Below are 25,498 nucleotides of genomic sequence, written 5' to 3' on the forward strand. Positions count from 1 at the left end.
ATTTGTGCGGTAGTCGATCCGATGAGCCGCTCAATCGGAAGACGGTGGTTGTTGCCGCATGCGGTGCAGGAACGGGCAGCCGCCGGCGGGCACGTCCGATTCGTTGTCGTCGGGCAGGAAGTACTGCCGCCATTCCCGGTTGTCCGCGTCGCCGTAGTTGCCCAGTACCGAGGACGGTTCGAGGCCGTCGTCGAATGCGACCAATCTCTTGCGAATACGCTTGCGCGCCAACTGACCCGCTCTGGTGTCGGGTTTGATGTTCTCGAACACCCACTGCGGTTGGAAGGTGATGTAGAAGATCGGGCTGTAGCGGCTGCGGCGACGCGTATGTGCCGGATTGCTGCAGACCACGAACATCGGAGTACCGTCGAAGACGTACTCCCACATGGGATCGTCGGTCTCGGGCGGAATATCCTCGGGCCACGGCACCGGATCGCCGTCGTGCAGGTCCTGCAGGATGTCCCAGAACGTCCGGTAATACCCGGACAGCGTGTCGTCGGGTTCCTTGGTCTGGAAGAAGACGATCAGCGAGGTTTCCCGGGAGATGGTCTTGTACATCCCGAGATACCGCCGGAGAATGGCTCGGAGTTCATCGCGCGCACCGGAATCGTAGAGTTCGTCGATGAAACCGAATCGCAATCCCTCGGTCAGCGCGCCGCGCACCGCGAAGGTGCACGGAAAACCGTTCTCGGGCAGGCCGATCAGGTCCAGCAATTCCGTGCCGTGCTTGATCCCCCATTCGGGCAGGGGGCCGAAGGTCATTCGGCGCAGGCCGTCGGATTCACCTGGGCCGGTCGAACTTTCGCTCTCCATCAGATGATCTTCCGGAGTAATTCGTCCGGGATGATCGGCTGGTGATAGGTGCACACGCCGGACAACACGGTGGAGCCGTGCAGCCGCGACACCGGAATGAGAATCTTGTCGCCGGTGAACAATTCGATCTTGTGGGTCGCGTTGTTCCAGAAGTGCATCTGCCCTTCCTCGATCATCACCAGTCGATGCTCGTTGTGCACATGCGTGGTCGAGGTCTCCTCCTCGCTCTCCACGAAGGTGTCCAGATCGACGACGATGTCGTTGTCCTCGAGGTAGTGCGCGATCTTCTCCGCGTACTCCTGATGCAGTTCGATCTGATCGGCCCAGCTCAGCTGCGCGGCCAGGTCCTGATGCCACAGCTCGTGCAGGCGCTGGGCGGCGGCGAATCCGCGTCGGAAGGCGCGGGGCGCATCCTGGCCGTACGAGGTCACCAGGGCATCGAGGACCTCGGGCAGGAAATCGTCGAGGTCGACCGGCCAGCCGATACCGAGATCGAATCCGGCGAAATTCGTCTCCGCGGGCAGGCCGCGCTCGAGGATCGGCCGCAGCGCGGCGGTGTCCCGCTGTCCGGCCAGATGCGAAAACGTTGCGGCGCCGACGAGTTCGGGCAGCCGTCCCGGATCGGCGGCCAGCGACAGCAGATGATTTCCGCGCGCCAGCGAGGTTCCCAGCAGCAGCTGCCAGTGTCCGCCCGGGGTCTGTGCCAGGCCCGCGGCGTCCAGTAGGTCGCGATAGGCCGAGCGCAGCGAGATCCACTGCTGATAGGAGCCCAGCAGCGCGGCCTGCAGCCCGTCCAGGTGCCGCGGAAATTCGCCGATGCCGGTGCGGCCCAACGCTTCGCGCACCGCGGGGATGAAGCCGTGGTACTGCATCGTCACGAAGATGGCGGCTTCTTTTGTGCCGGTGAGCTTTTCGATGAGCTTCGCGGCCTCCGGAGCGCTCTGCGACAGGCTCTGCGCGGTGGTTCGCACCAGCTCCAGCGCATCCGCGGCGGAGGTCTCGTCGTCGTCGGCATCGTCGAGGAAGTCGAACAGGTGACGCTCGAGGACCGGGCGCGCCAGCGCGGACCGCACCCGGTTGTCCCGGCTGTAGAAGTCGGCGCGGTCCTGGCCGACCGTGTCGACGCCGTCGGCGGGTGCGACGAGAGTGGACTCGAGGTCGTAGATGTTGCGCAGCATGCGATGTCCGAGCAGGGCGCTCAGGCGCAACGCCTTCTCCGGCAGCATCGTGTTGTGGTATTTGACCCAGGCCAGATCGTCGGGCCGTACCGGCCTGCGGTACGGGTTGCCGGGGGTGGTGAGTTCGCTCCATTCCGCGGCGCGGAATGCCGGATTCGAGGCGAACGCGACGACGATGGCGTTCGGATCGGTGGTGTCTGGGAGGTCCGGCAGCGGCCGGTGGACAGTGCCCACGTTCTATCTATCCCTTCGATCACAGGAACCCAGTACGGATCGAACCGTCTAAGGTAATCCTTAGTGAGGCAAGGCTACATTAACAATTTGAAACGTCGGCGTCGAGTCCTTGCGTGATGTCACACGGGTAAGCTATTGCGGCACAATCGAATACGTGCCAGCACTCGGCGCGCAGCGATAGCGCCGCGACGAGAATCGTTGCGGCGCTACCACTGTGGTGAAATCAGAGTTTTCCGAAAGCCCCGTCGAACTTGGTCAGCAACCAGGTCGCGGTCCGCGCGGTCGGAAGCCGCAGTGCCGCACTCACATCCGCATCGGTGGCCACGTAGGTGCCGTGCTGCACGGCGGGTAGCTGCTTGAACAGGGGCTGGTTCTCGAGTTGTCCGGCCGCGCCGGGCGTCATGTATCCGACGGTCAGCAGATCCGAATTCAGCAGGTCGAGACGTTCCATGCTGATCTTCCCGTTCAGCCCGCCGAGGCCGCCGGACAGGCCGTGCAGCGAGTCGGGGATCTGCATGCCCAGGGATTCGAAGAATTTGTTGGCGTTGTCATCCGGATTGGTGATGACCTCGATATTCGTCGCATCGACGAAGAGGCTGACGGCGAACGTCTTTCCGGCCAGTTTCGGGTACTTGGTCTTGGCGTCGGCCAGCGCCTTGTCGCTCGCGGCGATGATCGGCTGGGCGTCGGCCGGGCGGCCCAGCAGCTTGCCGACCAGGGTGGTGTCGTCCTGCCAGTTGTCCAGCGCACCGGCTTTCAGCGACGGGATGGTCGGCGCCAGCTTGCTGAGCTTGTCGTACTCGTCCTTGGACAGGATGAGTCCGCCGCCGAGAATCAGATCCGGCTGCAGCGCCGCGATCTTCTCCTCCGGCACGGTCCCGCCCGGTCCCAGGGCCAGCTCGGTGACCCCGGCGAGGTTCGAATTCCCCTGGTCCCAGGCGTAATCCGCATTCGTCATGGGGTTCGGCACATAGCCCGCGGGCTTGGTGTCCAGTGCGACCAGCGCGTCGGTGAAGGTCGGGGACAGCGACACGATGCGGGTCGGCTTGTGGGCCACGACGGTCTGCCCGAAGGCGTGATCGACGGTGACCGCCTGGTAGGAGGCGCTCGCACTCGACGTCGTCGAGTCCGAGTTGCCGCACCCCGCGGCGAAAGCGATAGCGCCCAGAGCGAGGGATGTCGCGGCCACTCGCCGCAGAATCGGGCGCGTGCGCCGGCGCAGTGTTGTCGGTGAAGCCATGGAGTGCAGAACCTCTCAGGAAATCTTACTTAGGTAAGGCAATCCTATAATGGTCACCCGTTCAGGTAAAGATCGTCGGGGTGCGGACGGGCCCGTGCCCGTCCGCACCCCGACCGCTGTCGGCGCGTCCGACCGCCCGGTCAGGCCGGGCGCCCGCGCGCGGGTTCGCTCGCACGCTCGCGCAGCCGCCACGACCTGGCCCGCTGCTGCTCCCGCCAGAACCGGGCATACTCGCCGTCTGCGGCGAAAAGCTCGGTGTGCGAACCGGATTCGACCACCTGACCACCCCGCAGATACACCACGTGATCGGCGTCGGCGATGGTGGAGAGCTGATGGGCGATGATCAGCAGGGTGCGGCCGCGCCCCAGTTCGCCCAGGGCCGCGGCGATCGCGGCCTCGTTCCGGGCGTCCAGCGCCGAGGACGCCTCGTCGAGCAGGACGATCGGGGTGTCCTTGAGTAGTGCCCGCGCGATCGAAACCCGTTGCCGCTCACCGCCGGACAGGATGCTGCCGCCCGCGCCGACCGGATTCTGCCAGCCCTGCGGCAGGCGTTCGACGATGGAATCGACCTGGGCCAGACTCGCCGCCCGGCGGACCTCCTCGTCGGTGGCGTCCGGCTTGCCGACGCGGATGTTCGCCTCGAGGGTGTCGTCGAACAGGTAGACATCCTGCGGTACCAATGCGATTCGGTCCATCAGGTCCTCGCCGCGCAGATCCCGCACGTCCACCCCGTCGACCCGCACGCTGCCCGAACTCGCGTCCCAGAATCGGGCCACCAGGTTCACGATCGTGGTCTTACCCGAACCGGACGGGCCGACCAGTGCGGTCGTGCTGCCCGCGGGCACGGTGATGTTCACCTGCGAGAGCACATCGATGCCCTCGCGGTAGCCGAAGCGCACATCGCGCAGTTCGATCGCGTTGCCCGTGCTCGTGGCCTTCGCCGACGAATCGGGTTCGGCCAGTTCAGGATGGGACAGCAGTGCATCGATGCGGCCCAGTGCGGCGGCGGAACCATTGATTATCAGCATCGCCGTGGAGATCTTGCCGATCGGGCGCAGCGCCCAGATGCCGAAGACCGCCGCGGTGATCAGCCGGGCCAGATCGTTCGGTCCCACTTGCCAAGCGCCGCTGCCGATCACGACCGTGACCGCGAGCACGATGACGAATCCGAGCTGCACGCTCAGCTCGCCGACGTTGAGTCCGGCTGTGGCGCGCAGGATCTGCTTGTTCGTCGTCGCGTGCCGGTGGTGCAGCGCGGCCGACAGCTCGCCCAGGCCCCGGTCCTCGCGACCGCTCGCGCGCAGCACGGGCTGGGTCTGGCTGAATTCGATCAGCCGGGCGTTGGCGTCCGCGACCGCACCGGCCTCGTCGGCGTCCGCCTGCGCGATCGGCCCCGCGACCGCGCGTTGCAGCGCCCACAGCAGCGGGACGACGATCAGCACCGCCACGGCCACCGGCCAATCCAGGAACAGCACGACCACCAGCACGATCACCGGCGGGATGACCGTCTCGGCGATGGTCTTGAGCGCCGTCACGACGCCCAGCGGCGCCTGCGAGCCGCCGGTGACCAGCGCGGTCACCGATCCGGCGCTGGTGGAATCGAACCAGCCCAGCGGCAGCGCGATGATCTTGTCGGCCAGCCGGGCGAACAGCTCGCGCCGCAACGTCGCGGCCACATGCGTGCCGAGGTGCTCCATGACCGCGTTGACCACCCAGTAGCCTGCGACCACCACCGCGAGCGGGATCAGCCACAACCCGGCCGCGCCGATGTCGCGGCGCAGCAGCTCCAGCAGCACCGGAATGCACAGTGCCACAGCGATTCCCTCGAGTACCGCGTTACCGGCGCTCGCGGCGATGAGCAGCCGGATGCGTCGGCGCGCGGCATCGCCGAAGATCTTGTCGAGAAGGGCGATCATGCGCGCGCTCCGATCGTCGTGGTCTGCAGCTGCCACAGCTTCGCGTATTCGCCTGCGGTACTCAGCAATTCGTCGTGGGTGCCGCGTTCGGTCACCGCGCCGTCCACCAGCACCGCGATCTGATCGGCGTGCACGACCGTGTGCAGGCGGTGCGCGATGACCAGCAGAGTGCGGCCGCGGGCCAGCTCCGAGAGCGCATCCTGAACCGCCGCTTCCGATTCCGGGTCGGCGTAGGCGGTCGCCTCGTCGAGCACCAGTACCGGGGTGTCGGCCAGCAGCGTCCGCGCGATGCTCAGGCGCTGGCGTTCGCCACCGGACAGGGCGGCGTCCTCGCCGAGCACGGTGTCGTAGCCGTCCGGCAGCGCGAGGATGCGGTCGTGGATCTGAGCGGCCCGCGCGACGCGTTCGATGTCCTCGGGGGTGGCATCCGGGCGGGCGAGGGCGATGTTGTCCCGCACGGTGGCGCGCAGCAGCGCGACATCCTGGAAGACGAATCCCACTGTGCCGTACAGCCGCTGGGCGTCCAGGGTGGAGATCGGCACACCGTCGATCTCGATACTGCCCTCGGTCGGATCGTAGAAGCGGGCCAGCAGCTGACCCACGGTGGACTTGCCCGCACCCGAGGGGCCGACCAGCGCGGTCATGGTGCCCGGCGCGAGTTCCAGATCCAGACCCTGCAGGACCGTGCGCTGCCCGTCGTAGGAGAAGCTCACATTCTTCATCGAGACCCGCCGTGCCCCGTCGGTCGCGGGCAGCGTCGCGGGAGCTGCGGGCTCGTGCATCTCGGGAACGTCCAGGATCTGACCGATTCGCTCGGCCATCGCCTGTGCCTTGTTCGGCATCGGCACGGCCAGGCGCAGTTTGGGCATGACCAGGTTCAGGTAGAGCGGGGTGGTGACGTCGAACAGGGTCAGGCCCAGCAGCAGGAACGCGATGATGTTGACCGGCTTGGCATCCCACGTGGCCAGCAGCAGCGTCGCCAGCGCCAGCACGATCAGCGCGACCGTGCCCGGCGCGACGGTGGCGCGGGTGCAGGCACGCAGCGTCGCGATGTTGTTCGTGAGACTCTCGTCGGCGTCGGCGTAGTCGGCGGCCGCTCGCCGGAAACGCGCGTGGGCGCCGTAGGCGGTGTCCGGGGTGGCCTCGGAATCCTCGTCGGCGCGATGGAACACCTTGGACACGGTGATGCCCTGGACGAGTTCGACCGCCGCCGAGCCCATCTGCGCCGAGGCTCCGGCCACCGCGCCGTACGCGGGAATGATCTTGCGGGTCAGGAAGTTCCGGACCAGTTGCGCGATGGTGACCAGCACGACCACGGCCAGCGCCAGCCGCCAGTCCAGCACGAACAGGTAGACGACCACGGCGATTCCGGCGACCACCGATCCGGCGAGTTCCGGTTTGCGGTGCGCGACCTCCTCGTGCAGGCCCGCGACGTCGTCCTGGACGACGGCCTTGGTCTTGCCCGCGGCGTCCGAGGAGTACCAGCCCAGCGGGAGCCGGGCCAGGTGCCCGGCCAGCCGCATCCGCAGTGACAGACCCAGATCGGCGTCGGCGCGGTGGGCGACGATCGAGGACGCGATACTGCACAGCGCGCCCAGTACCAGTGCGACCGCCGCGACGAGCACCCAGACCCACAGGTGCGTGCGCGAGGCGCCGCCGTCCAGGATGAGCCCGGCGATGTTCACCGTGGCGATGACCGGGACCACTGCGAGCGCGGCGGACGCGGATTCGGCGACCGCCGCGACGGTGACGGGCCCGCGTACCTGTGCTGTCAACGTTTCGACGCGATGTTGAGCGTCGTTGGGTACCATTCGAACTCCCTTGTGGCCACGACGTCGCTGCGCCTCGGGAACGCATGAGCGGAGCCGTGGAACCGTTTGCGATCTTTGGTTAGGCTAAGCTTAACCCAAACGTCGCGGCGTGGAGTGACGCCCGGTCACCAGGAGGAATGTCGTGCCGTCCATGCCCGGATTGCTGGCCACTCTCACCGAGAAATCGTTCGGCCATCGCGCGAGCATCGCCGCGATCGAGCAGGTCTCGCCGAATTTTCGCCGCGTCGACCTGCGGGTCGAGCCGCTGAAGTCGGGCTGGAAGGCGGGCCAGGACGTCCAGTTCCGGATCGATGACAAAACCTTCCGGCACTATTCGGTGATGGCCGTGGACGATTCGGGCACGACGATCTCGGTACTGTTCCACCTCGGCGTCGATGGTCCCGGAAGCCGTTGGGTCGCGGCTCGGAACGCCGGTGACGAGACGATCGTCCTCGGCATGAACACGCCCGCGCCGAAGCGGCTGGGCGACGAGCACCTCTATCTCGGCGACGGATCCGCCGTCGGCACGATCCACGGCCTCGCCGCCGTCCAGAACACGAACGGCACGGCATCGGGTGCGGTCGAGGTGCCCGCCGAGGATCGAGACGCCCTCGCGGGCCTGCTGCCCGGAATCGACGTACTCCCGGCCGCCTCGATCCCTGGCGACGCGGTTGCCGACTGGCTCGAAGGGACCGCGTCGGCCGGGGTGCGATACGACGCGGCCTCGCTGTTCGGCCACGCCCGATCGATCCAGCGGCAGCGCCGGATCTTGTTGGACCGCAACGGATTATCGCGCAAGTCGATCGCCACCAAGCCGTACTGGGCAACCGGGAAGGTCGGCCTCTGAGCGACCGAGCGCCGCTCGTCCGATCGGCCCTCCCTGGCCTGCCGTGAGTCGCGTGGGGCGGTTCGTCGCGCATCCGCGTGACCCGGTTCGTCGGGAATCCGTGTGGCTCGGTCTGCCCTGCGGCTGTGCGGTCAGGCTCGCCCTGAACCGGAGTGAATGCAGTTCCCGGGTGATTCAGCTCGCCGTAACCGGACTGATCGGGCCGAGGGCGCGTCGGCGGCCGACCGGGACGATCAGCGGTCGGCCCGACACCGGGTCCTCGATCAACTGTGCGTCGAGATGGAACACCGTGCGCAGCAGGTCGACATCGATGACCTCCTGCGGAGTTCCCGAGGCGGCGATCCGCCCCTCGGCCATCACCACCAGCCGATCGCTGTAGCGCACCGCGAGATTCAGATCGTGCAGCACCATCACCACGGTGCGGCCCAGTTCGGCGGACAGGTTGTCGACCAGGTCCAGGACCTCGACGGCGTGGGCCAGGTCGAGATAGGTGGTGGGCTCGTCCAGCAGCAGGATGTCGGTGCCCTGCGCCAGCGCCATCGAGATCCAGGCCCGCTGGCGCTGCCCGCCGGAGAGTTGTTCGACGGGCCGGTCGGCCAATTCGGCGATACCGGTCCGGGCGAGGGCCGCGGCCACCTCGGCCCGGTCGTCGGCGGACCACTGGCGCAGCCAGGACTGGTGCGGGTGACGACCGCGGGCCACCAGATCGGCGACGGTCAGACCGTCCGATGCGATCGGCGTCTGCGGGAGCATCGCGATCGTGCGCGCCACATCGCGTGGGCGAAGTCCCGCAATAGGTTTGTCGTTCAACAGGATTCGACCCGACGAGGGCGTCAGCAGACGGCCCAGCGCGCGCAGCAGCGTCGATTTTCCACAGCCGTTGGGGCCGATGATCGTGGTCACCTGCCCCGGCGGCACGTCCAGACTGAGCTTGTCCAGAACGATGTGATCGCCGTAGCCGAGGGTGATCTCCCGTGCGGAGAGCTGGGCCGTCACAGAGATGCCTTCCGGTTGCTGCGGACGAGCGAATACAACAGGTAGCAGCCGCCGAATCCGGCGGTCACGACGCCGACCGGCAGATCTTCGGGAAGTATCGCGCGAGCGAGAAGGTCACTGCCGGTGACCAATACGGCGCCGGTCAGGGCCGAGCCGAACAGCGGCTCGCCCGCCGAACCGGTGATCCGGCGCGCGATCTGTGGCGCCGCGAGCGCGACGAAGGCGATCGGACCGCAGGCCGAGGTCGCCAGTGCCGCCAGTGCGGCCGCGGCTGTCAGCAGCAGGCCCTGATTCCACTGCACCCGGACGCCGAGCGATCGCGCGATGTCGGGACCGAAGCGCAGTGCCGCCAGGGAGCGCGCCGCGCCGAGGGTGATCGCCAGCGCGATCACGAATGCCGCTGCGGTCGGCCAGAATCGGGACCAGCTGGTGTCGTCGAGCGATCCGTTGAGCCAGACCTGAGCCTTACCGACGTCCTGGATCTGCGCCGAGACCAGCAGCCAGCCGACACCGGCGACCAGCATCGCGTTGACGCCGATTCCGATGAGTACCAGGCGGAATCCCGCGACCTCACCGCCACGCCAGGCGAACAGGTAGATCGCGGCTGCGGTGATCAGCCCCCCGAGCAGTGCGGCGAGCGGGACGCCGTACACGCTCGCTGCGAACGCGCCGCCGACAACCGTCGCGGCGGTGGCGGCCAGGCTCGCGCCCGCGGTGATCCCGAGCAGGTCCGGCGCGGCCAGCGGATTGCGCAGCACCGACTGAGTGATCGCGCCCGCGAGGCCGAGCGCCGCGCCGACGATCAGCGCGGTCGCGGTGCGCGGCATCCGCAACTCCCAGACGATGAACCGCTGCGCGCCGGTTCCGCCGCCGGTCAACGCGTTCAGCAACTGCGGCAACGGGATCGGATCGCCGCCGAGCCACACGTACAGGACCGCCAGCACGACCAGCACGACCGCCAGCGTCAGCACCGCGGTCAGCACGGCCGGTCGGCGCACCGCCGAGATCGGCCCGATCCGAACGGCGGGACGTACGAGACGTTGCGGGAGAACGACTTTCGCGTCCGATGCGATATCGGCGGCCGATTCGGTCACAACGTCACCAACTTCCGTCGTCGCACCAGTGCGATGAACACCGGCGCACCGCAGATCGCGAGGGTGATGCCCACCTGGACCTCGCCCGGCCGGGCGATCAGCCGCCCGACGGTGTCGGCCGCGACCAGCAACACCCCGCCGAGCAGCCCGGAATACGGCAGCAGCCAGCGTTGATCCGGTCCGGTGATCGCGCGGGCGATGTGCGGAACGACCAGTCCCACGAAGGCGATCGGCCCGCAGGCCGCGGTCGCCGCGCCGGAGAGCAGGACGACCGCGAGCAGGCCCGCCCCCTTGGCGAGCCCGACCTTCACCCCGAGCGCCCGCGCCACATCCTCGCCCAGACTCAACGCGTTCAATCCCCGGCCCGCGAACAGCGCGATGACGACGCCGACGATCAGGAACGGCAGGACGTCCCACAGCACGTCGAACCCGCGCCCGGCCGCCGAACCCACCACCCAGAACCGATAGGTGTCCATGGTCGCGGTGTCGGTCAGGACCAGCGCGTTGGTCAGCGCCTGGAGCAGGAATGTCACCGCGGCCCCGGCCAGCGACAGGCTCAGCGGACTCGCGGTCCCCGAACGCGTGCCCAGGGCCGCGACGGCGAAAACCACCACCCCCGCGAGCGCCGATCCGGCCAGCGCGAACCACACGTAGCCGCTCGGCGTGGCCAATCCGAAGACGTGAATGGCCAGCACCGCGAGGAACGCGGCTCCCGAATCCAGACCGAGCAGTCCGGGATCGGCGAGCGGATTGCGCGTGTACCCCTGGATCAGCGCGCCCGCCAGCCCGAGCGCGACACCCACGACCAGTCCCAGCACGGTACGTGGAACCCGCAGGGACCGAACGATTTCCGCATCCGCACCGCCACCGCTGCCGAACACCGCATGCCACGCATCCGCGGGCGGAATCGTGCGCGCGCCGAAAGCGATACCGGCCAGAACCACGAGCACCAGGACGACGATCAACACGGCCAAACCTACGATGCGACGTCGATGAACGTGTGAAGCGAGCGTGGCGGCCCGCTGCGACGCGTCCGGCGGCGTCGTAACTTCTGCCCCGGCCACGCTCACTCCTCGCCAATCAGAATCTTGGTAAGCCTAACCTACATTAGCTAGCGGTGGGGCTCTTGCGACGACGGTTGGTTTCTCGACGCGACCGGGCTGGACAGGCAGGATCGTCCAGTGTCTGCGCTGCGGCCGGGAGGGGGATTGCGCGTCGGGCATTCGTGCGCGGGCGGTAGCGCCCGAGGTGACGTCGGCTGTTGGTTCCGTGTTACGCCGGAATCGAGCGTGTTAACTCCGGCGACCCCCTCTTTCCTTCGGGACTGTATTCAGTGTATACAGAGTATATGTCACCTGCGTCACACAAGCCCGGCACGAAGGACGACGTCGCCAGTCAGCTGCGCACCACGATCGTCGAAGGTGTCTATCCGCCCGGACATCGCCTGGTCCAAGAGGAATTGGCCGATCGGTTCGGGGTCTCGCGCATTCCGCTTCGGGAGGCGATTCGCACGCTCGAGGGTGAGGGGTTGCTGCGGTCCGAGCCGGGCCGCGGCACCTATGTGACCGCGCTGGACATCGAGGAGATCGATGAGATCTACGACCTGCGCCGCCTGATCGAGCCCAGCTTCGCGGGCCACGTCACCGAGCGGGTGTCCCGGCGCGATATCGCGCGGTTCGAGGCGATGGCCACGGAGATGGACGGCGTCTCGGAGATCGGCGCGGCCGCCTGGTCGCGGACCAACCTGGCCTTCCACCTCGACATGTACCGCCTGTCGGGTCTGCCGCTGCGCTACGAGTTCATCTCGCAGATGTACCACCGGCTCGAGCCCTACTCCCGGTTCTACGTGCACGGCACCTGCGCCTACGACCGCGTGCAGGACGAGCACAAGGCGATGGTCCAGGCCCTCGCCGACGGTGATGCGAATGCGCTGGCCGAGCAGATCCTCGCGCACATCGACGGCGGGCAGACCGGTCTGCATCACGCGTGGGAGAACTCCGCGGACGAGATGCGGCTGTACTGGCGGAGTCACGCATGAGCGCGCGGGTGCACCTGGACACCGATATCGGTGAGGGGTTCGGTGTCTGGGGCAACAGCGACGAGGCCGAGTTGATGGATCTTGTCTCGGCGGCCAATATCGCGTGCGGGTTCCACGCCGGTGACCCGGACATCCTGCGGCGCACCACCGCCCTGGCCGCCGAGCGGGGCGTGTCGATCGGAGCGCAGGTGTCCTATCGGGATCTGGTCGGCTTCGGCCGCCGCTTCATCGACGTGGCCCGGCCGACGCTGGTCAACGACATCGTTTATCAGATCGGCGCGTTGCAGGCGTTCGCCCGGATCGCCGGGACCGAGGTGACCTACGTCAAGGCGCACGGCGCGCTCTACAACGTGGCCGCGGACAACGTCGAGCAGGCGGCGGCGATCGTCGAAGCGGTCGAAATCGTCGATCCCGCACTGCCTCTGTTGTGCCAGTACGGCACCGAGGTGTGGAATCGCGCCGTCGAACGCGGAATCACTCCGATCGCAGAGGTTTTCGTCGATCGCGGCTATACCTCCCAGGGACGCTTGGTCTCTCGGCAGCACCCCGACGCGCTGTTGACCGACGTCGAGGCCGCCGCGCGACGGGCGGTGTCGATGGTGACCGGTCGAGAGGTGACCTCGGTCGATGGCGAACGCACGCAGGTCGCGCCGCCGGAGGCCGCGGCCCTGGCGCTGTGCGTGCACAGCGACACCCCCGGTGCGGCCGGGATGGCTCGGGCGACCGGTAAAGCGCTGCTGGAGAACGGTTTCCGGCTCGAACCGATCGAGCGCTCCCGATGACCCCGCAGACGGCGTTCACCGCCGCGGTGCACCGGGCGGGCGATCGCGGCTGGCTGGTGGACGTCCCGTCCGAGCACATCGCTGCCCTGGTACTCGAGTTCCGCGGCCGCGAATGGTTCGGCGCGATACAGGATCTCGTTCCCGCGGCGGCATCGATTCTGGTGATCGCGCATTCGGCCGGGCAGATGAACCAGCTCCGCGACCGGATCGACAGTGTGCTCGGTGGATTCGACGGGACGACCGCTGCTACCAGCGGCGAGGGTGCGAGCGTGGTGGTTCCGGTCGTGTACGACGGGGAGGACCTGGACTACGTGGCGAAGGCGCTGTGCCTGGATCGCGAGCGGATCGTGGACGCGCACACCAGCGCGACCCATCGGGTCGGATTCTTCGGCTTCGCACCGGGATTCGCGTATATCGACGGGACCGCGAGTCAGCTGTCGATGCCGCGCCGGTCCTCGCCGCGTCCTCGGGTCGCGGCGGGCGCGGTCGCCATCGCCGGAACGCAGACCGTCGTCTATCCCGGTGGCACGCCGGGCGGATGGCACATCATCGGGCATACCGAGGAGCTGCTCTGGAATATCGAGTGGGACAACCCGAGTCGGCTCGCCGTCGGTGATCGGGTCACCTTCCGGGCGGTGGCGTGATGTCCGCACTGCTGGAATCGCCCGCCGGCCCGTCGAATACCGCCGAGGCGACCGCGCGCCTGCACATCGTCGACGCGGGTATGTACACGACCATTCAGGATGCCGGCCGCCCAGGCCTGGCCCACCTGGGCATCGGCGCGTGCGGCCCGGCCGATCGGGGTGCGGCGTCGCTGGCCAATCGGCTGGTCGGCAACCCCGAGGGTGCGGCCGTGCTGGAGAATCTGCTGGGCGGATTGACGATCACCGCGACGGCCTCCCGGTACGTGTCGGTGACGGGTGCGCCGACCGAGGTCCGCGTCGACGGGGAAATCGTCGCCGAACCGCAGCGCCTGTATCTGCGTGCGGGACAGCGTATATCGGTGGCCAGGCCGACCTGGGGTATTCGCGTCTATGTCGCGGTCGCCGGGGGAGTCGCCGCCGAGCAGGTATTCGCCTCCTGCGGTACCGATTCCCTGTCGGGGCTGGGCCCTTCGCCCGTACAGGCGGGCGAAGACCTCGAGCTCGGCGCGACCGTGTCCGAACCTCCCTGTGCCAGGCTCGAGCTGATCGGCCGAGCCCTGCCGGTCGGCGTGATCGACCTCGGATTCCATTGGGGTCCACGGCATTACATGTTCAGCGCCGCTGATGCCCGGGCGCTCACCTCGACGATCTGGTCGGTGGGTGTGGACAGCAACCGCGTCGGGGTGCGGCTGTCGGGACCGGCTCTGTCGATCGGCGCGGTGGATATGCCCAGTGAAGGTATGCCGCTCGGGGCGATTCAGGTGCCGCCCTCGGGGGAACCGATCGTCTTTCTCGCCGATCATCCTGTGACCGGCGGTTATCCGGTCATCGGGGTGGTCACCGAATCCGATCTCGATCTACTCGCCCAAGCGCCACCCGGTTCACGGGTGTCGTTCTCGCCGCTCACCGGTGCTTAGCCGCCGACAGTTCCGCCCACGGACATCTCGACCCTCACCACTACTCATGGAGAAGTTACCATGACCACTCCCGTCACCGCCGCTTCGCCTCCGGCTACGCAGGCGCAGAATCGATTACACCCCAGGCGCGCTGCGCTCGCGGCCGCCGCCGGAACGGCGGTGGAATACTACGAATTCGGTGTCTACGGATATCTCGCGGTCATCATCGGTCCGCGATTCTTCCCCAGTCACAATCCGACGGCCTCGTTGTTATCGACGCTGGCGGTCTTCGGCAGTGCCTTCCTGATGCGCCCGCTGGGCGGAATCGTGCTGGGCCGCCTGGGCGATCGGATCGGGCGCAAACCCGTGCTGATCACCACGGTCGTGGGTATGGGATCGGCGACGGCGATCGTCGGTCTGCTGCCGACCGCCGGGAGCATCGGCATTCTCGCGCCGTTGGCACTGCTGATCGTCCGGCTGGCCCAGGGCTTCTTCGCCGGGGGAGAGGTGACCGGTTCGGCCACATACCTTTCCGAGTCCGCGCCCGCGGGACGTCGCGGCTTCTTCGGCGCCTTCACACCGGTCGGCGTCGCGGTCGGCGGCGGCGCGGCGGCACTGGTGGCCGGACTCACCACGACGCTGCTCACCGAGGAACAACTGCGGGACTTCGGCTGGCGAATTCCCTTCGTGCTCGCGTTGCCGCTGATCGCGGTGACCCTGATCGCGCGACGCAAGCTCGAGGACTCGCACGCCTTCGTCGAGTCCGGTAAACCCGCCAAAGCGCCACTGCGCGAGGCCATCACCCAGCACGGCGGGGCGCTGGTGCGGGTCATCTTCCTGTCCATCGGCTCCAATACGGGCTACTGGGTCGGCCTGGTCTTCATGAACATCTACCTGACCACGTATCTGGGCTATTCCAAGTCGAACACGTTCTGGATCATGGGCGCGATCAACCTGTTCGTCGCGCTGCTGATGCCGCTGTTCGGCGCGTTGTCCGATCGGGTCGGCCGCAAGCGCGTGATCGCCATCGGATTCCTCGGATACGCGATCCTGGTGTTGCCGACCATGATCGCGATGGATCAGGGCAGTTTCGCACTGGCAGTCGGGGCGATGGTCGTGCTGGCGCTGCCCATGCCGATCGTCCAGTCGGTCACCTATCCGACCTATGCCGAACAGTTCCCGACCCGGGTGCGCTACACCGGTCTGTCGCTGTCCTTCAATATCGGCACCATCGTCGGCGGCGGTCTGACTCCGTATCTGGCGACGTACCTGATCGATCGCACCGGCAGCCTGCTCACCCCGGGATTCCTGCTCATCGTCGCGGTGGTGCTCGCGCTCATCGCGCTGGCGACCATTCGTGATTCGGCGAAGGAGAAGGCGCAGTGACGAATTCCGCTCCCGACGTCCCCGCGACCCCGGAACAGCTGCGCCGGTCGATCGCCGACCGCACCTGGACGAGTCCGACCGCGGGCATCCTGGACGGCTATCAGCAGGCGAATCTGGTCGTCGTACCCGCCTCGGCCGCAACGGAATTCGCCGAGTACTGCCGAGCGAATCCGTCGGTGTGCCCGCTGCTGGCCTCGTCCGCACCGGGCGATCCGCAGCTGACCTACGACGGCTGCATCGTCGATGTGCGGACCATGGTGCCGCGTTATCGGGTGTGGCAAAACGGCCGCCTGGCCGAGGAGCCGTTCGACCTGACCCCGCGGTGGCGTGAGGATTCGGTCGCCTTCGCCCTGGGCTGCAGTCACACGCTCGACGGACCGTTGCGCCGCGCGGGCATTCCCGTCGCGGTCACCGCGCCGCCGGTGTACATCACCAGCCTCACCACCCGGGGGACGACGCGATTCGACGGGGCCGTGGCGGTCAGTATGCGGCCCGTCGAGGACGATCTCGTCGACACCGCGATCGCCGTGACCGCGATGCTCCCCACGGGACACGGAGCGCCGGTGCACATCGGCGATCCGGCCGAGATCGGCCTGGCCGACCTCGCGTCGCCCGACTTCGGCGTGTTCCCCGGAATCGGGCCGAATCAGACGCCGGTGTTCTGGAATTGCGGTGTCACACCGCAGCTCGCCCTCGCCGAGGCCGGACTGGAGTACGCGGCGACGCATTACCCGGGCCATATGCTCGTCCTGGACACGGTGGTCGCCGCGTGAGTTCGACCAGAATCGAACACGATCTCATCGGCGAGCGCGAGATCCCCGAGGCCGTCTACTGGGGTATCCACACGCTGCGCGCGGTGGAGAACTTCCCGATCACCGGGACGCCCATCTCGCACCATCCCGCGTTGATCCGGGCCATGGCGTTGACGAAATCTGCCGCAGCGCAGGCGAATCAGCGACTCGGACTGCTGCCGGACGAGATCGCCGAGGCCATCGTCACCGCCTGCGAGCAGATCGCCGAGGGCGCGCTGCACGAGCAGTTCGTCGTCGATGTCGTCCAGGGCGGGGCCGGAACCTCGACGAATATGAACGCCAACGAGGTGATCGCCAATCGCGCACTGGAACTCGTCGGCCGCCCTCGCGGTGACTACGGCGTCATCCATCCGATCGAGCACGTCAACCTGGGTCAGAGCACCAACGACGTCTATCCGACCGCCGTGCGGATCGCGGTGCGAACGGTGTTGGGCGAGTTGCGCATCGCTCTCGCGCACCTGGCGGCGGCATTCGCCGCCAAGGCCGTCGAGTTCGCCGATCACCTGAAGATGGGCAGAACCCAACTGCAGGACGCGGTTCCGATGACCCTCGGTCAGGAGTTCGGGACCTACGCGGTGATGATCGGGGAGGACATCCAGCGGCTCGACGAGGCCGCGCGCCTGATCGACGAGATCAATCTGGGCGGCACCGCGATCGGCACCGGCCTCAACTCGCATCCCGACTACGCCGCGCAGGCGTGTTCGGTGCTGCGCGATCTGACCGGATTCCCGCTGACCACGGCCACGGATCTGCTCGAGGCGGGCCAGGATGTCGGGGCCTTCGTACAGATCTCCGGCACGCTCAAGCGCACGGCGGTGAAGTTGTCGAAGGTGTGTAACGACCTGCGCCTGTTGGCTTCCGGGCCGCGAGCAGGTCTGGGCGAGATCCGGCTTCCGGCCGTGCAGGCGGGTTCGTCGATCATGCCGGGCAAGGTCAATCCGGTGATTCCCGAGGTGGTTTCGCAGGTGGCGTACGAGGTGATCGGCAACGACATCGCGATCACCATGTCCGCCGAGGCCGGTCAGCTCCAGCTCAACGCCTTCGAACCGTTGATCGCGCACAAGCTCCTGGAATCGGCCGCCCACATGTCCAGCGCCGCAACGACTCTGGCCCAGCGCTGCGTCCCCGGCATCACCGCCGACGTCGAACGCATGCGGGCCCACGTCGAACGATCGGCCGGTCTGATCACGGCGCTGAACCCGCATATCGGGTACGAGGCCGCGACGGAACTCGCGGCGCGGGCGCTGTCCTCGGATCGCACCGTGGCGGAACTGGCCGAGGATGCGGGGCTGCTGAGCCGGACGGAGCTGGCGGCCATCCTGTCGCCGGTCGCGTTGACGGGTCATGCACGTCCTCGGAGCAGCGAAAATACGGCAATGAGCATTTGACTGCGCATTAAGAGAGAATTAAAGTACTCATCATGACAACCGCAACCGAAGCAACCGGCACCCTTCCCCCCTTCCATCTCGCGATCCCGGTCGTCGACATCGAGGTCGCGCGCGAGTTCTACGGCAACGTCCTGGGCTTTCCTCGGGGCCGCTCCGACGAGAAGTGGACCGACTGGAACGTGCGCGGCCACCAGGTCGTCACCCACGAGGTCGGCGGCGATCCCGACCCGGCCGTGCGCGGTACCAATCCCGTTGACGGGCACCAGGTTCCGGTCCCGCACTTCGGCCTCGTGCTGTCCGTCGAGGAATTCCAGGAACTGGCCGAGCGGTTGCGCGCGGTCGACACCGACTTCGTGATCGAGCCCTACGTGCGGTTCGCGGGTGAGCCGGGCGAGCAGTGGACCATGTTCTTCCTCGATCCGTCCGGAAACGCGTTGGAGTTCAAGGCGTTCCGCAATCTCGACCAGCTGTTCGCCGTCTGAGCCGATGGTCGAGGACACCGACGAGGTCGCGGGCGGGGACGACACCACCGGTGACGGCGTACTCGCCCGCGACTTCCTGCTCCGGGTGGGCGAGCGCATCCGGGCCACCCGGATCGATCGCGGTCTGACCGTGCAGCACCTGGCCGACCTGTCCGGGGTCAGCCGACGGCTGCTCACCCAGATCGAGCACGGCCAGGCGAATCCCAGCCTGGTGGCCGTCACCCGGATCGCCCGCAGTCTCGGTACCGAGTTCACCGAGCTGATCGGTGACGCCGGACCGGCCGAGGGTGCCGTGGAACGCGTTCCGCCGGAGAAGTATTCGCTGGTCTGGACCTCGCCCGCGGGCAGTTCGGCGCATCTGCTGGTCTCCACGACCGGCGTGCGCACCGCCGACCTGTGGTCCTGGACGCTCTCTCCCGGCGATACCTACCGCGGCCTGCCCGACCCGCCGGGTTCGTTCGAACTCTTCCACGTCACCCACGGCCACCTCAGCGTGCTCGCCGACGGCGTCGAAGTCACCATGGCCCCCGGCGAATCCGGCCGCCTGCGCAGCGACCGCCCGTACAGCTACCACAACCACGGCGCCGAACCGGTCGTCTTCCTGCGCACCGTCGCCCTGGCGAGTGGAACCCGGGCACCGCGCCCCAAAGAACACGATCGGTGAAAACGCCTCGCACCGTGTAGGACAGCGGGCACCTGCCACACGGCTCGGTGCGGCAGGTGTGCGAACGGCCCGGATCGCGTGCGGTCCTCGGCACGTCGGGTGCGGGCATGAGTACTGTCGATCCTGCGGACCGAGACTACGGAGGTACGGGTGGCGGGCGAGCGCGGGAACGGGTGGTTGCGGGGGATCGGTGATCGGGTACGGCGGATCATCGAACGACCGGGCAGTGCGGATCTGCTGCGATATCGGCCGGTGGTCGACGCGGCGGGCGAGTTCGAGGACGAGTTCCGGGAGCTGTCCCCGCAGGGCCTGATCGAGGCGGCCGGGAAGGTGCGCGCAGAACCGGATCGGCCGTTCGAGGCCGAGGAGCTCGCGCGGATCTGCGCGCTGGGTCGCGAGGCCGCGCGCCGGGCACTGGACGAGCGTCCGTTCGACACCCAGCTGCTGGGTGTGGTCGGGCTGCTGCGCGGCTATGTCGTCGAGATGGCCACCGGCGAGGGAAAGACCCTGGCAGGGGCGCTCGCCGCGGCCGGATTCGCGCTGCGCGGCCGCAAGGTGCACGTGGTCTCGGTGAACGACTATCTGGCCCGCCGCGACGCGGAGTGGATGGGTGAGCTGTACGCACTGCTGGGCGTCACGGTCGGCTTCGTGGATCAGCACACCGAACCGGACCGGCGCCGGGAGGCGTACGCCTGCGACGTGACCTACGTGCCGGTGAGCGAGGTGGGCTTCGACGTCCTGCGCGACCGGATGTGCACCGACGCCGCCGAGATCGTGCTGCCCGACCCGGACGTGGTGATCGTGGACGAGGCCGACTCGGTCCTGATCGATGAGGCCACGGTGCCGCTGGTGCTGGCCGGCTCGATCGATCACGGCCACGACGACATCGATGTCGCGCACGTGGTGCGCGAACTGGTCGAATCGGTGCACTACGAGGCCGACGGCGACCGCCGCAACGTCTTCCTCACCGACGCCGGTATCGACCACGTCCAGGAACTGCTCGGCGATGTGGATCTCTACACCGTTGAACAGGCCGATCAGCTGACCCGCATCCAGCTCGCCCTGCACGCGCACGCCCTGCTGCACCGCGACGTGGACTACCTGGTCCGCAACGGCAAGGTGGAGTTGATCAACGCCGCGCGCGGCCGGGTGGCGCGGTTGCAGCGCTGGCCGGACGGACTGCACGCCGCGGTGGAGGCCAAGGAGGGGCTGGACACCACGCCGACCGGCACGATTCTGGATTCGATTCTGGTGCAGGCGCTCATCGGCCGGTATCGCACCGTCTGCGGGATGAGCGGTACGGCCGTGGCGGTGGCCGATCAGTTCGCGGAGTTCTACCAGCTGGAGACCGGCGCGATCCCGACCAATGTGCCGTGCATCCGCACCGACGAACCCGATCGCCTCTACGTCACCGAGGACGCCAAATTCGACGCCATCGTCGAATACGTGCGTTCGGTGCACGAGCAGGGCCGTCCGGTGCTGCTGGGCACCGCGAGCGTGGCCGAATCCGAGCGGATCGCCCGCACCCTGGTCGACGCGGAGATCGGCGGTGTGGTGCTCAACGCCAAGAACGATGCCGAGGAGGCCGGGATCATCTCTCGCGCAGGCGAATTCGGCCGCGTGACGATTTCCACCCAGATGGCCGGTCGCGGTACCGACATCCGGCTGGGCGCGGTCGGTGAGCAGGACTACGAGCGGGTCGCCGAACTCGGCGGGCTGTGCGTGGTGGGCGCGGGCCGCTATCACACCGGGCGGCTGGACGATCAGCTGCGCGGCCGGGCCGGGCGGCAGGGCGATCCGGGCAGTTCGGTGTTCTTCACCAGCCTCGAGGACGAGGTGCTGGTGAACCACGTCCGGCCGGTGCAGCCCCGCGCGGTCGACGAGGACGGGCAGGTGCGCGATGCGGATGCGCAGCGCACGATGGATCACGCCCAGCGGGTCGCGGAGGGCGAACATCTCGCGATGCACCGCAACACCTGGCGCTACCACCACCTGATCACGATCCAGCGCGACGAGGTGCTGCGGCATCGCGGCGAGGTGTTGCGCAACGACCTGGCCGCCGAGCGGATCCGGGAACGGTGCCCGGAGCGCTACGAGAGTTCCGAGGCCGAGGCGGGCGCTGCGGTCACGGCCGAGGCCGCCCGGCTGATCGTGCTGCATCATCTCGATCGGCGCTGGAGTGAGCACCTGTCCCACCTGGCCGATGTGCGCGAGGGCATCCACCTGCGCGCCCTGGGCCGCGAGACGCCGATCGACGAATTCCACCGCATCGCGGTCGAGGAGTTCGGCACCTTCCTGGCCACGGTGTACGACCGGGCGGCGGATACCTTCGACCACGCCGAGATCACCGCCGACGGTGTGGATCTCGAAGCGGCCGGAATCGAGGGACCCTCCGCCACCTGGACGTATCTGATCAACGACAACCCGTTCGGATCACACGAACAGCGCTTTGCCGACTACGTGGGCGGCAAGGCGCGCCAGGCCGCGATCGAACTGGGGCTGCGGGACTGAGCCGCGCTCACCGCCAGTAGGCGCGGCCGGCGATATTGTCCTTGGGCAGCCGGGATTTCAGCGATCTGACGATCGATCGCGTGGTCGCCGCATCGCAGGCCGCCCAGCCGAAGGCATCGGGTGCGCAGGTCAGGGATTCGGCGGCCTGCCGCAGCGACTGCCCGCCGCCGTCCCGTTCGACCCAGGTCACCTCGGTCTTCGGACCGGTGCGCACGGGCAGTTCGCGATCGGATTCGTGCTGCCACTCCAACCAGACCCGGGCGGGCCTCTCGCCGATGGCGTCGAGCAGCGAATTGATCGCGGGCAGCGAGGCGGTATCGCCGAAGACCACGAACTCCGGCGGAATCGGCTGGGGGACAGTGAATTTCGAGCCCATCACGGTCGCGTCGATGACGTCCCCGACCGCGGCCGCGCGCGCCCACTGCGAGGCCGGGCCCGCGTGCAACGCGAATTCGATGTCGAACGTGTCGCGGCTCGGATCGGGGTCGACCAGGGTGTACCCGCGCTGCACCAGATTCTCGCCGCCGTCGGGGAACCAGATGCGGATCCACTGGGTGGGGTGCACCGGATGCCCGGCCGGCAGACCGCCTCCGGTGAAGCTCAGCCGCAGGTAGTGATCACTGATCTGCCGCGTGGCGGTGACGGTGAGCCGGTAGTCGTCGGCGCGCAGCGCCTTGAGGACGAATCCGTTGAACCCTTTTCCCATGAAGTTAGGTTAGCCAAACCATAGGTTTCAGTCACGCGGGAAGTCGTGGGTTTCGCCGCGAACCGCTACGCTTGATCACCTGAGTCGGTCCGGCCACAGCGCGACCATCCTGTTCGGTACGGCCGGTACCGGATTGTCCGAAGCGCGATGCCAGCTGTTCCCGGTGCAATGGGAGGAACCGTCCGGAATGGTGATGACGATCGAGCCGATGATGATGTGCGGACCGGTGACGACGACGCCGGTCGAAGCGACGGGTGCGCGCGGATGAGCCCCGGTCCGCTCAATGCCGGGGAACCCGCCATGCTCGGCGGGGCGGGCGGCGCGATCACGCTGGTGGAGGGCAGTACGTTCTGTCTGTCCGACCGGGTGGGCGATGTCGAACTCGGCACCTCGCACGGACTGTTCTATCGCGATGCGCGAGTGGTGTCGCGTTGGGAGCTGCGGGTGGACGGGCATCGGCCCGAACCGCTCTCGGTGCTGAGCCCGGAGGCGTTCACCGCGCGATTCGTGCTGCGCCGCCCGCCGCGCGCCGGTGTGGCCGACAGCACCCTGCTGGTGGTGCGCGACCGGCTGGTCTCCGAGGGACTGCGCGAGACGGTCACGCTGGAGAATCTCGGTCGCGAACCCACCGCCGTCGTGCTCGAACTGCACGCCGAGGGCGATTTCGTGGATCTGTTCGCGGTCAAGGAGGGCCGCGGCGGGCACGGCCACGCGGACGTCCTGGTCACCGATAACGAGCTGCTGTTCACCGACCGGTCCGATCGGGCCCGCGGGCTGGCGGTCACCTCCTCGGAACTGCCGCAGGTGCTGCCCGGTTCGCTGTCGTGGCGGGTGGTGGTCCCGCCCGGCGGGCGCTGGCGGACCGAGATCCTGGCGCAGCCGACGATGGCCAATCAGCGCCCCCGGCCGCCGGCGCGTCCCGGCGAGCACTACGGGGCCAGTGAGCCCGGTCGCAAGATCGAGGCGTGGCGCGACACCGCGACCAAACTCACCGCGGGCGATCCGCTGCTCACCTCGGTCCTGCAGCGCACCGAGAGCGATCTGGGCGCGCTACGCATCCACGACGACACCCGCGAGGGCCGCACCTTCGTCGCCGCCGGTGCGCCCTGGTTCATGACGCTGTTCGGCCGGGACAGCCTGCTGACCGCGTGGATGGCGTTGCCGCTGGATGTGGGCCTGGCAATGGGCACCATGCAGCAACTGGCCGAGATGCAGGGGCAGCGGGTGGATCCGCTGACCGAGGAGGAGCCGGGCCGGATCATGCACGAGATCCGCCGCGGCCCCGCCAGCGGTCAGGTGCTCGGCGGTGAGGTCTACTACGGAACCGTCGATGCCACACCGCTTTTCGTGATGCTGCTGGCGGAGGTGCGGCGCTGGGGCGCGGATCTGGACGCGGTGCAGGCGTTGCTGCCCGCCGCGGATGCCGCATTGGAGTGGATCGAGCACTTCGGTGACCGCGACGGCGACGGGTTCGTGGAATATCAGCGCGCCACCGACCGCGGTCTGGCCAATCAGGGCTGGAAGGACAGTTTCGACGGAATCAACGACAGCGCAGGGCATTTGGCACAGACTCCGATCGCACTGTGCGAGGTGCAGGGATATGTCTACGCCGCACTGACCGCGCGGGCGGAATTGGCCGAGGAATTCGGCGAATCGGCGACCGCGACCCGGCTGCGCGACCGGGCCGCCGAATTGCGCAGTAAATTCGCCGAGGCCTTCTGGGTTCCCGAAAAGGGTTGGTACGCAATAGCCCTGGATCGGCACAAGCGTCGGATGGATTCGCTCACCAGCAATATCGGGCACTGCCTGTGGTCGGGTATCGCGACCGACGAACATGCCGTGCGGATCGTGGAACACCTGTCCACGCCGCAGATGGACAGCGGATTCGGTTTGCGCACACTGGCTTCGAGCATGGGCGCGTTCAATCCGATGAGTTACCACAACGGTTCGATCTGGCCGCACGACACCGCCATCACCATCGCCGGACTCCTGCGTTACCGGCACATCCCCGGCGCGATCGACCTGGCCACCCGGCTGGCCGACGGATTACTGGACGCCGCCGCGGCATTCGGCGGGCGGCTGCCCGAATTGTTCTGCGGCTTCCCACGATCCAGATTTCCGGCCCCGGTCCCGTACCCCACCTCCTGCTCACCGCAGGCGTGGGCGAGTGCGGCCCCGCTGCTGCTGGTTCGCTCGTTCCTCGGACTCGAGCCCGACGTGCCCCATCGCACCCTGACGGTCCTACCGCATGTCCCGGCCCGCTGGGGACGGGTCGAGCTCACCGATCTGCGCCTGGGCGGAACAGTGCTGGACCTGGTGGTCGACGGCGATCAGGTGGGTTCGTCGAATCTGCCGCAGGACTGGAAACTCGTCACCCATTGAACGTGCGGCGCCGGCGTCACCATCCGGATTCGGTGACACCGCCGCGCTGTTCGGGAACGATCTCCTCCATCTCGGAGAAGCCCGCGGAAGGTGTCTCGACGGCGGGCCCCGGCTCCGGCGCGCCAGGCCCGGTGGCCGAAGCCGACTGGGCATGCGCCGCTGGGCTTTTCGCCGGGGACCAGCCGGATTCGGTAACGCCCTTGTCGCTGTGCCGGGGGGCGTGCTCCGCGTTCTCGAAGGGGTTGTCCTCGGCGCTCCGGCGTTCCGGCGAGTTCGGCGGTGCGAGGGAGACTTCGGGAGCCACGGGACGCTGCGCACTCAGATCGGCCATACCCTCGACGATTTCGTGCACCTTCGGGAAGCGGCCGCGAATTTCCTGCAGCGGTTCCATGAGTTCGCTGCTCTTGCGGGCCAATTCCGCCGCGGCCTGCTGGGCCGCGGCGGTCACCGCGCGCGCGATCTCGGCATAACCGAGATCGGAGACGTTGCCGCTGAACTTGGTTTCGATCACGGTGCCGTCGGCGTTCACCGTCACCGTCACTCGCTTACCGCGTGCGGTGCCCGTCGCGGTGAGTTGAGTTCGGCGGAACTGCAGGTCGGCGATCAGTGCCAGCTGATCCTGGAAGGCCGCCCGGACATCCGCCAGTTGAGCCTTCGCGAATTCGTTGGCCATGCGGG

At 67.9% G+C, this 25,498-nt stretch carries 21 protein-coding genes and 1 pseudogene; 12 read left to right on the forward strand and 10 right to left on the reverse strand.

Annotated features, from left to right (window positions below):
• Positions 1–30: 30 nt before the first annotated feature.
• From ON40_RS51640 to ON40_RS03785, 5 genes are all read right to left on the reverse strand, one after another.
• Positions 31–813 (reverse strand): YqcI/YcgG family protein, encoded by a 783-nt coding sequence (locus tag ON40_RS51640; protein WP_063712932.1) that lies wholly within the window; start codon positions 811–813, stop codon positions 31–33.
• Positions 813–2,225, reverse strand: a complete 1,413-nt coding sequence (locus ON40_RS51645; protein WP_051192646.1) for a cupin domain-containing protein — start codon at positions 2,223–2,225, stop codon at positions 813–815. The genes ON40_RS51640 and ON40_RS51645 overlap by 1 nt, the downstream gene beginning before the upstream one ends.
• Positions 2,226–2,448: 223 nt before the next feature.
• Positions 2,449–3,465: an ABC transporter substrate-binding protein gene (locus ON40_RS03775; RefSeq protein ID WP_083895382.1), complete on the reverse strand. Its 1,017-nt coding sequence runs from the start codon at positions 3,463–3,465 to the stop codon at positions 2,449–2,451.
• A gap of 140 nt (positions 3,466–3,605) precedes the next feature.
• On the reverse strand, positions 3,606–5,381 hold the full coding sequence (locus ON40_RS03780) for an ABC transporter ATP-binding protein (RefSeq protein ID WP_040818470.1): 1,776 nt from the start codon (positions 5,379–5,381) through the stop codon (positions 3,606–3,608).
• Positions 5,378–7,192, reverse strand: a complete 1,815-nt coding sequence (locus ON40_RS03785; protein ID WP_051192648.1) for an ABC transporter ATP-binding protein — start codon at positions 7,190–7,192, stop codon at positions 5,378–5,380. The genes ON40_RS03780 and ON40_RS03785 overlap by 4 nt, the downstream gene beginning before the upstream one ends.
• 142 nt (positions 7,193–7,334) lie before the next feature.
• Here ON40_RS03785 and ON40_RS03790 point away from each other — a divergent pair, with 142 nt between their 5' ends.
• Complete coding sequence (locus ON40_RS03790) at positions 7,335–8,039, forward strand: siderophore-interacting protein (protein WP_157186184.1); 705 nt, start codon at positions 7,335–7,337, stop codon at positions 8,037–8,039.
• Positions 8,040–8,213: 174 nt separating this feature from the next.
• Here ON40_RS03790 and ON40_RS03795 read toward each other — a convergent pair whose 3' ends face one another.
• The 3 genes and pseudogenes from ON40_RS03795 to ON40_RS03805 all read right to left on the reverse strand — a co-directional run.
• A complete protein-coding gene (locus ON40_RS03795; protein ID WP_245567648.1) occupies positions 8,214–9,035 on the reverse strand; it encodes an ABC transporter ATP-binding protein in 822 nt (273 codons plus the stop codon).
• Positions 9,032–10,129 (reverse strand): FecCD family ABC transporter permease, encoded by a 1,098-nt coding sequence (locus tag ON40_RS03800; protein WP_245567649.1) that lies wholly within the window; start codon positions 10,127–10,129, stop codon positions 9,032–9,034. Before ON40_RS03800 ends, ON40_RS03795 begins: the two co-directional genes overlap by 4 nt.
• A pseudogene (locus ON40_RS03805) lies at positions 10,126–11,196 on the reverse strand (FecCD family ABC transporter permease); the annotation flags it as partial. The gene ON40_RS03800 and the pseudogene ON40_RS03805, both read right to left, overlap by 4 nt.
• A 281-nt stretch (positions 11,197–11,477) precedes the next feature.
• On the opposite strand from ON40_RS03805, the gene ON40_RS47870 reads away from it, so the two are divergent.
• The 10 genes from ON40_RS47870 to secA2 all read left to right on the forward strand — a co-directional run bounded on the left by ON40_RS47870 (position 11,478) and on the right by secA2 (position 21,732).
• The gene (locus ON40_RS47870) at positions 11,478–12,167 is read left to right on the forward strand and encodes a GntR family transcriptional regulator (protein WP_051192651.1); all 690 of its coding nucleotides are present in this window, start codon (positions 11,478–11,480) and stop codon (positions 12,165–12,167) included.
• Entirely contained in the window at positions 12,164–12,949 is a 786-nt protein-coding gene (locus ON40_RS03815) for a LamB/YcsF family protein (protein WP_040818476.1), read from the forward strand. Before ON40_RS47870 ends, ON40_RS03815 begins: the two co-directional genes overlap by 4 nt.
• Positions 12,946–13,593, forward strand: coding sequence for a 5-oxoprolinase subunit B family protein (locus ON40_RS03820; protein ID WP_040818478.1), 648 nt, complete (start codon positions 12,946–12,948; stop codon positions 13,591–13,593). The genes ON40_RS03815 and ON40_RS03820 overlap by 4 nt, the downstream gene beginning before the upstream one ends.
• The gene (locus ON40_RS03825) at positions 13,593–14,510 is read left to right on the forward strand and encodes a 5-oxoprolinase subunit C family protein (RefSeq protein ID WP_051192652.1); all 918 of its coding nucleotides are present in this window, start codon (positions 13,593–13,595) and stop codon (positions 14,508–14,510) included. Before ON40_RS03820 ends, ON40_RS03825 begins: the two co-directional genes overlap by 1 nt.
• 60 nt (positions 14,511–14,570) lie before the next feature.
• A complete protein-coding gene (locus tag ON40_RS03830; RefSeq protein WP_040818480.1) occupies positions 14,571–15,875 on the forward strand; it encodes an MFS transporter in 1,305 nt (434 codons plus the stop codon).
• Positions 15,872–16,648 carry a D-glutamate cyclase family protein gene (locus ON40_RS03835; protein WP_040818482.1) on the forward strand — a complete coding sequence of 259 codons (777 nt, stop codon included), beginning with the start codon at positions 15,872–15,874 and terminating at the stop codon, positions 16,646–16,648. Before ON40_RS03830 ends, ON40_RS03835 begins: the two co-directional genes overlap by 4 nt.
• Positions 16,645–18,075 (forward strand): aspartate ammonia-lyase, encoded by a 1,431-nt coding sequence (locus ON40_RS03840; protein ID WP_051192653.1) that lies wholly within the window; start codon positions 16,645–16,647, stop codon positions 18,073–18,075. The genes ON40_RS03835 and ON40_RS03840 overlap by 4 nt, the downstream gene beginning before the upstream one ends.
• Before the next feature lie 32 nt (positions 18,076–18,107).
• Complete coding sequence (locus ON40_RS03845) at positions 18,108–18,557, forward strand: VOC family protein (RefSeq protein WP_040818485.1); 450 nt, start codon at positions 18,108–18,110, stop codon at positions 18,555–18,557.
• Positions 18,558–18,561: 4 nt separating this feature from the next.
• Positions 18,562–19,221: a helix-turn-helix domain-containing protein gene (locus tag ON40_RS03850; protein ID WP_051192654.1), complete on the forward strand. Its 660-nt coding sequence runs from the start codon at positions 18,562–18,564 to the stop codon at positions 19,219–19,221.
• Positions 19,222–19,371: 150 nt separating this feature from the next.
• Positions 19,372–21,732, forward strand: coding sequence for an accessory Sec system translocase SecA2 (gene secA2 / locus ON40_RS03855; protein ID WP_051192655.1), 2,361 nt, complete (start codon positions 19,372–19,374; stop codon positions 21,730–21,732).
• 7 nt (positions 21,733–21,739) lie between these two features.
• Here secA2 and ON40_RS03860 read toward each other — a convergent pair whose 3' ends face one another.
• Positions 21,740–22,438 (reverse strand): siderophore-interacting protein, encoded by a 699-nt coding sequence (locus ON40_RS03860; RefSeq protein WP_040818486.1) that lies wholly within the window; start codon positions 22,436–22,438, stop codon positions 21,740–21,742.
• 264 nt (positions 22,439–22,702) lie between these two features.
• On the opposite strand from ON40_RS03860, the gene ON40_RS03865 reads away from it, so the two are divergent.
• Positions 22,703–24,820 carry an amylo-alpha-1,6-glucosidase gene (locus tag ON40_RS03865; RefSeq protein WP_040818489.1) on the forward strand — a complete coding sequence of 706 codons (2,118 nt, stop codon included), beginning with the start codon at positions 22,703–22,705 and terminating at the stop codon, positions 24,818–24,820.
• Between the two features lie 16 nt (positions 24,821–24,836).
• Here ON40_RS03865 and ON40_RS03870 read toward each other — a convergent pair whose 3' ends face one another.
• Positions 24,837–25,493, reverse strand: a complete 657-nt coding sequence (locus ON40_RS03870) for a YbaB/EbfC family nucleoid-associated protein (protein ID WP_063712933.1) — start codon at positions 25,491–25,493, stop codon at positions 24,837–24,839.
• Positions 25,494–25,498: the final 5 nt, after the last annotated feature.

Source organism: Nocardia jiangxiensis NBRC 101359 (assembly GCF_000308615.1).
Classification (GTDB): Bacteria; Actinomycetota; Actinomycetes; order Mycobacteriales; family Mycobacteriaceae; genus Nocardia; species Nocardia jiangxiensis.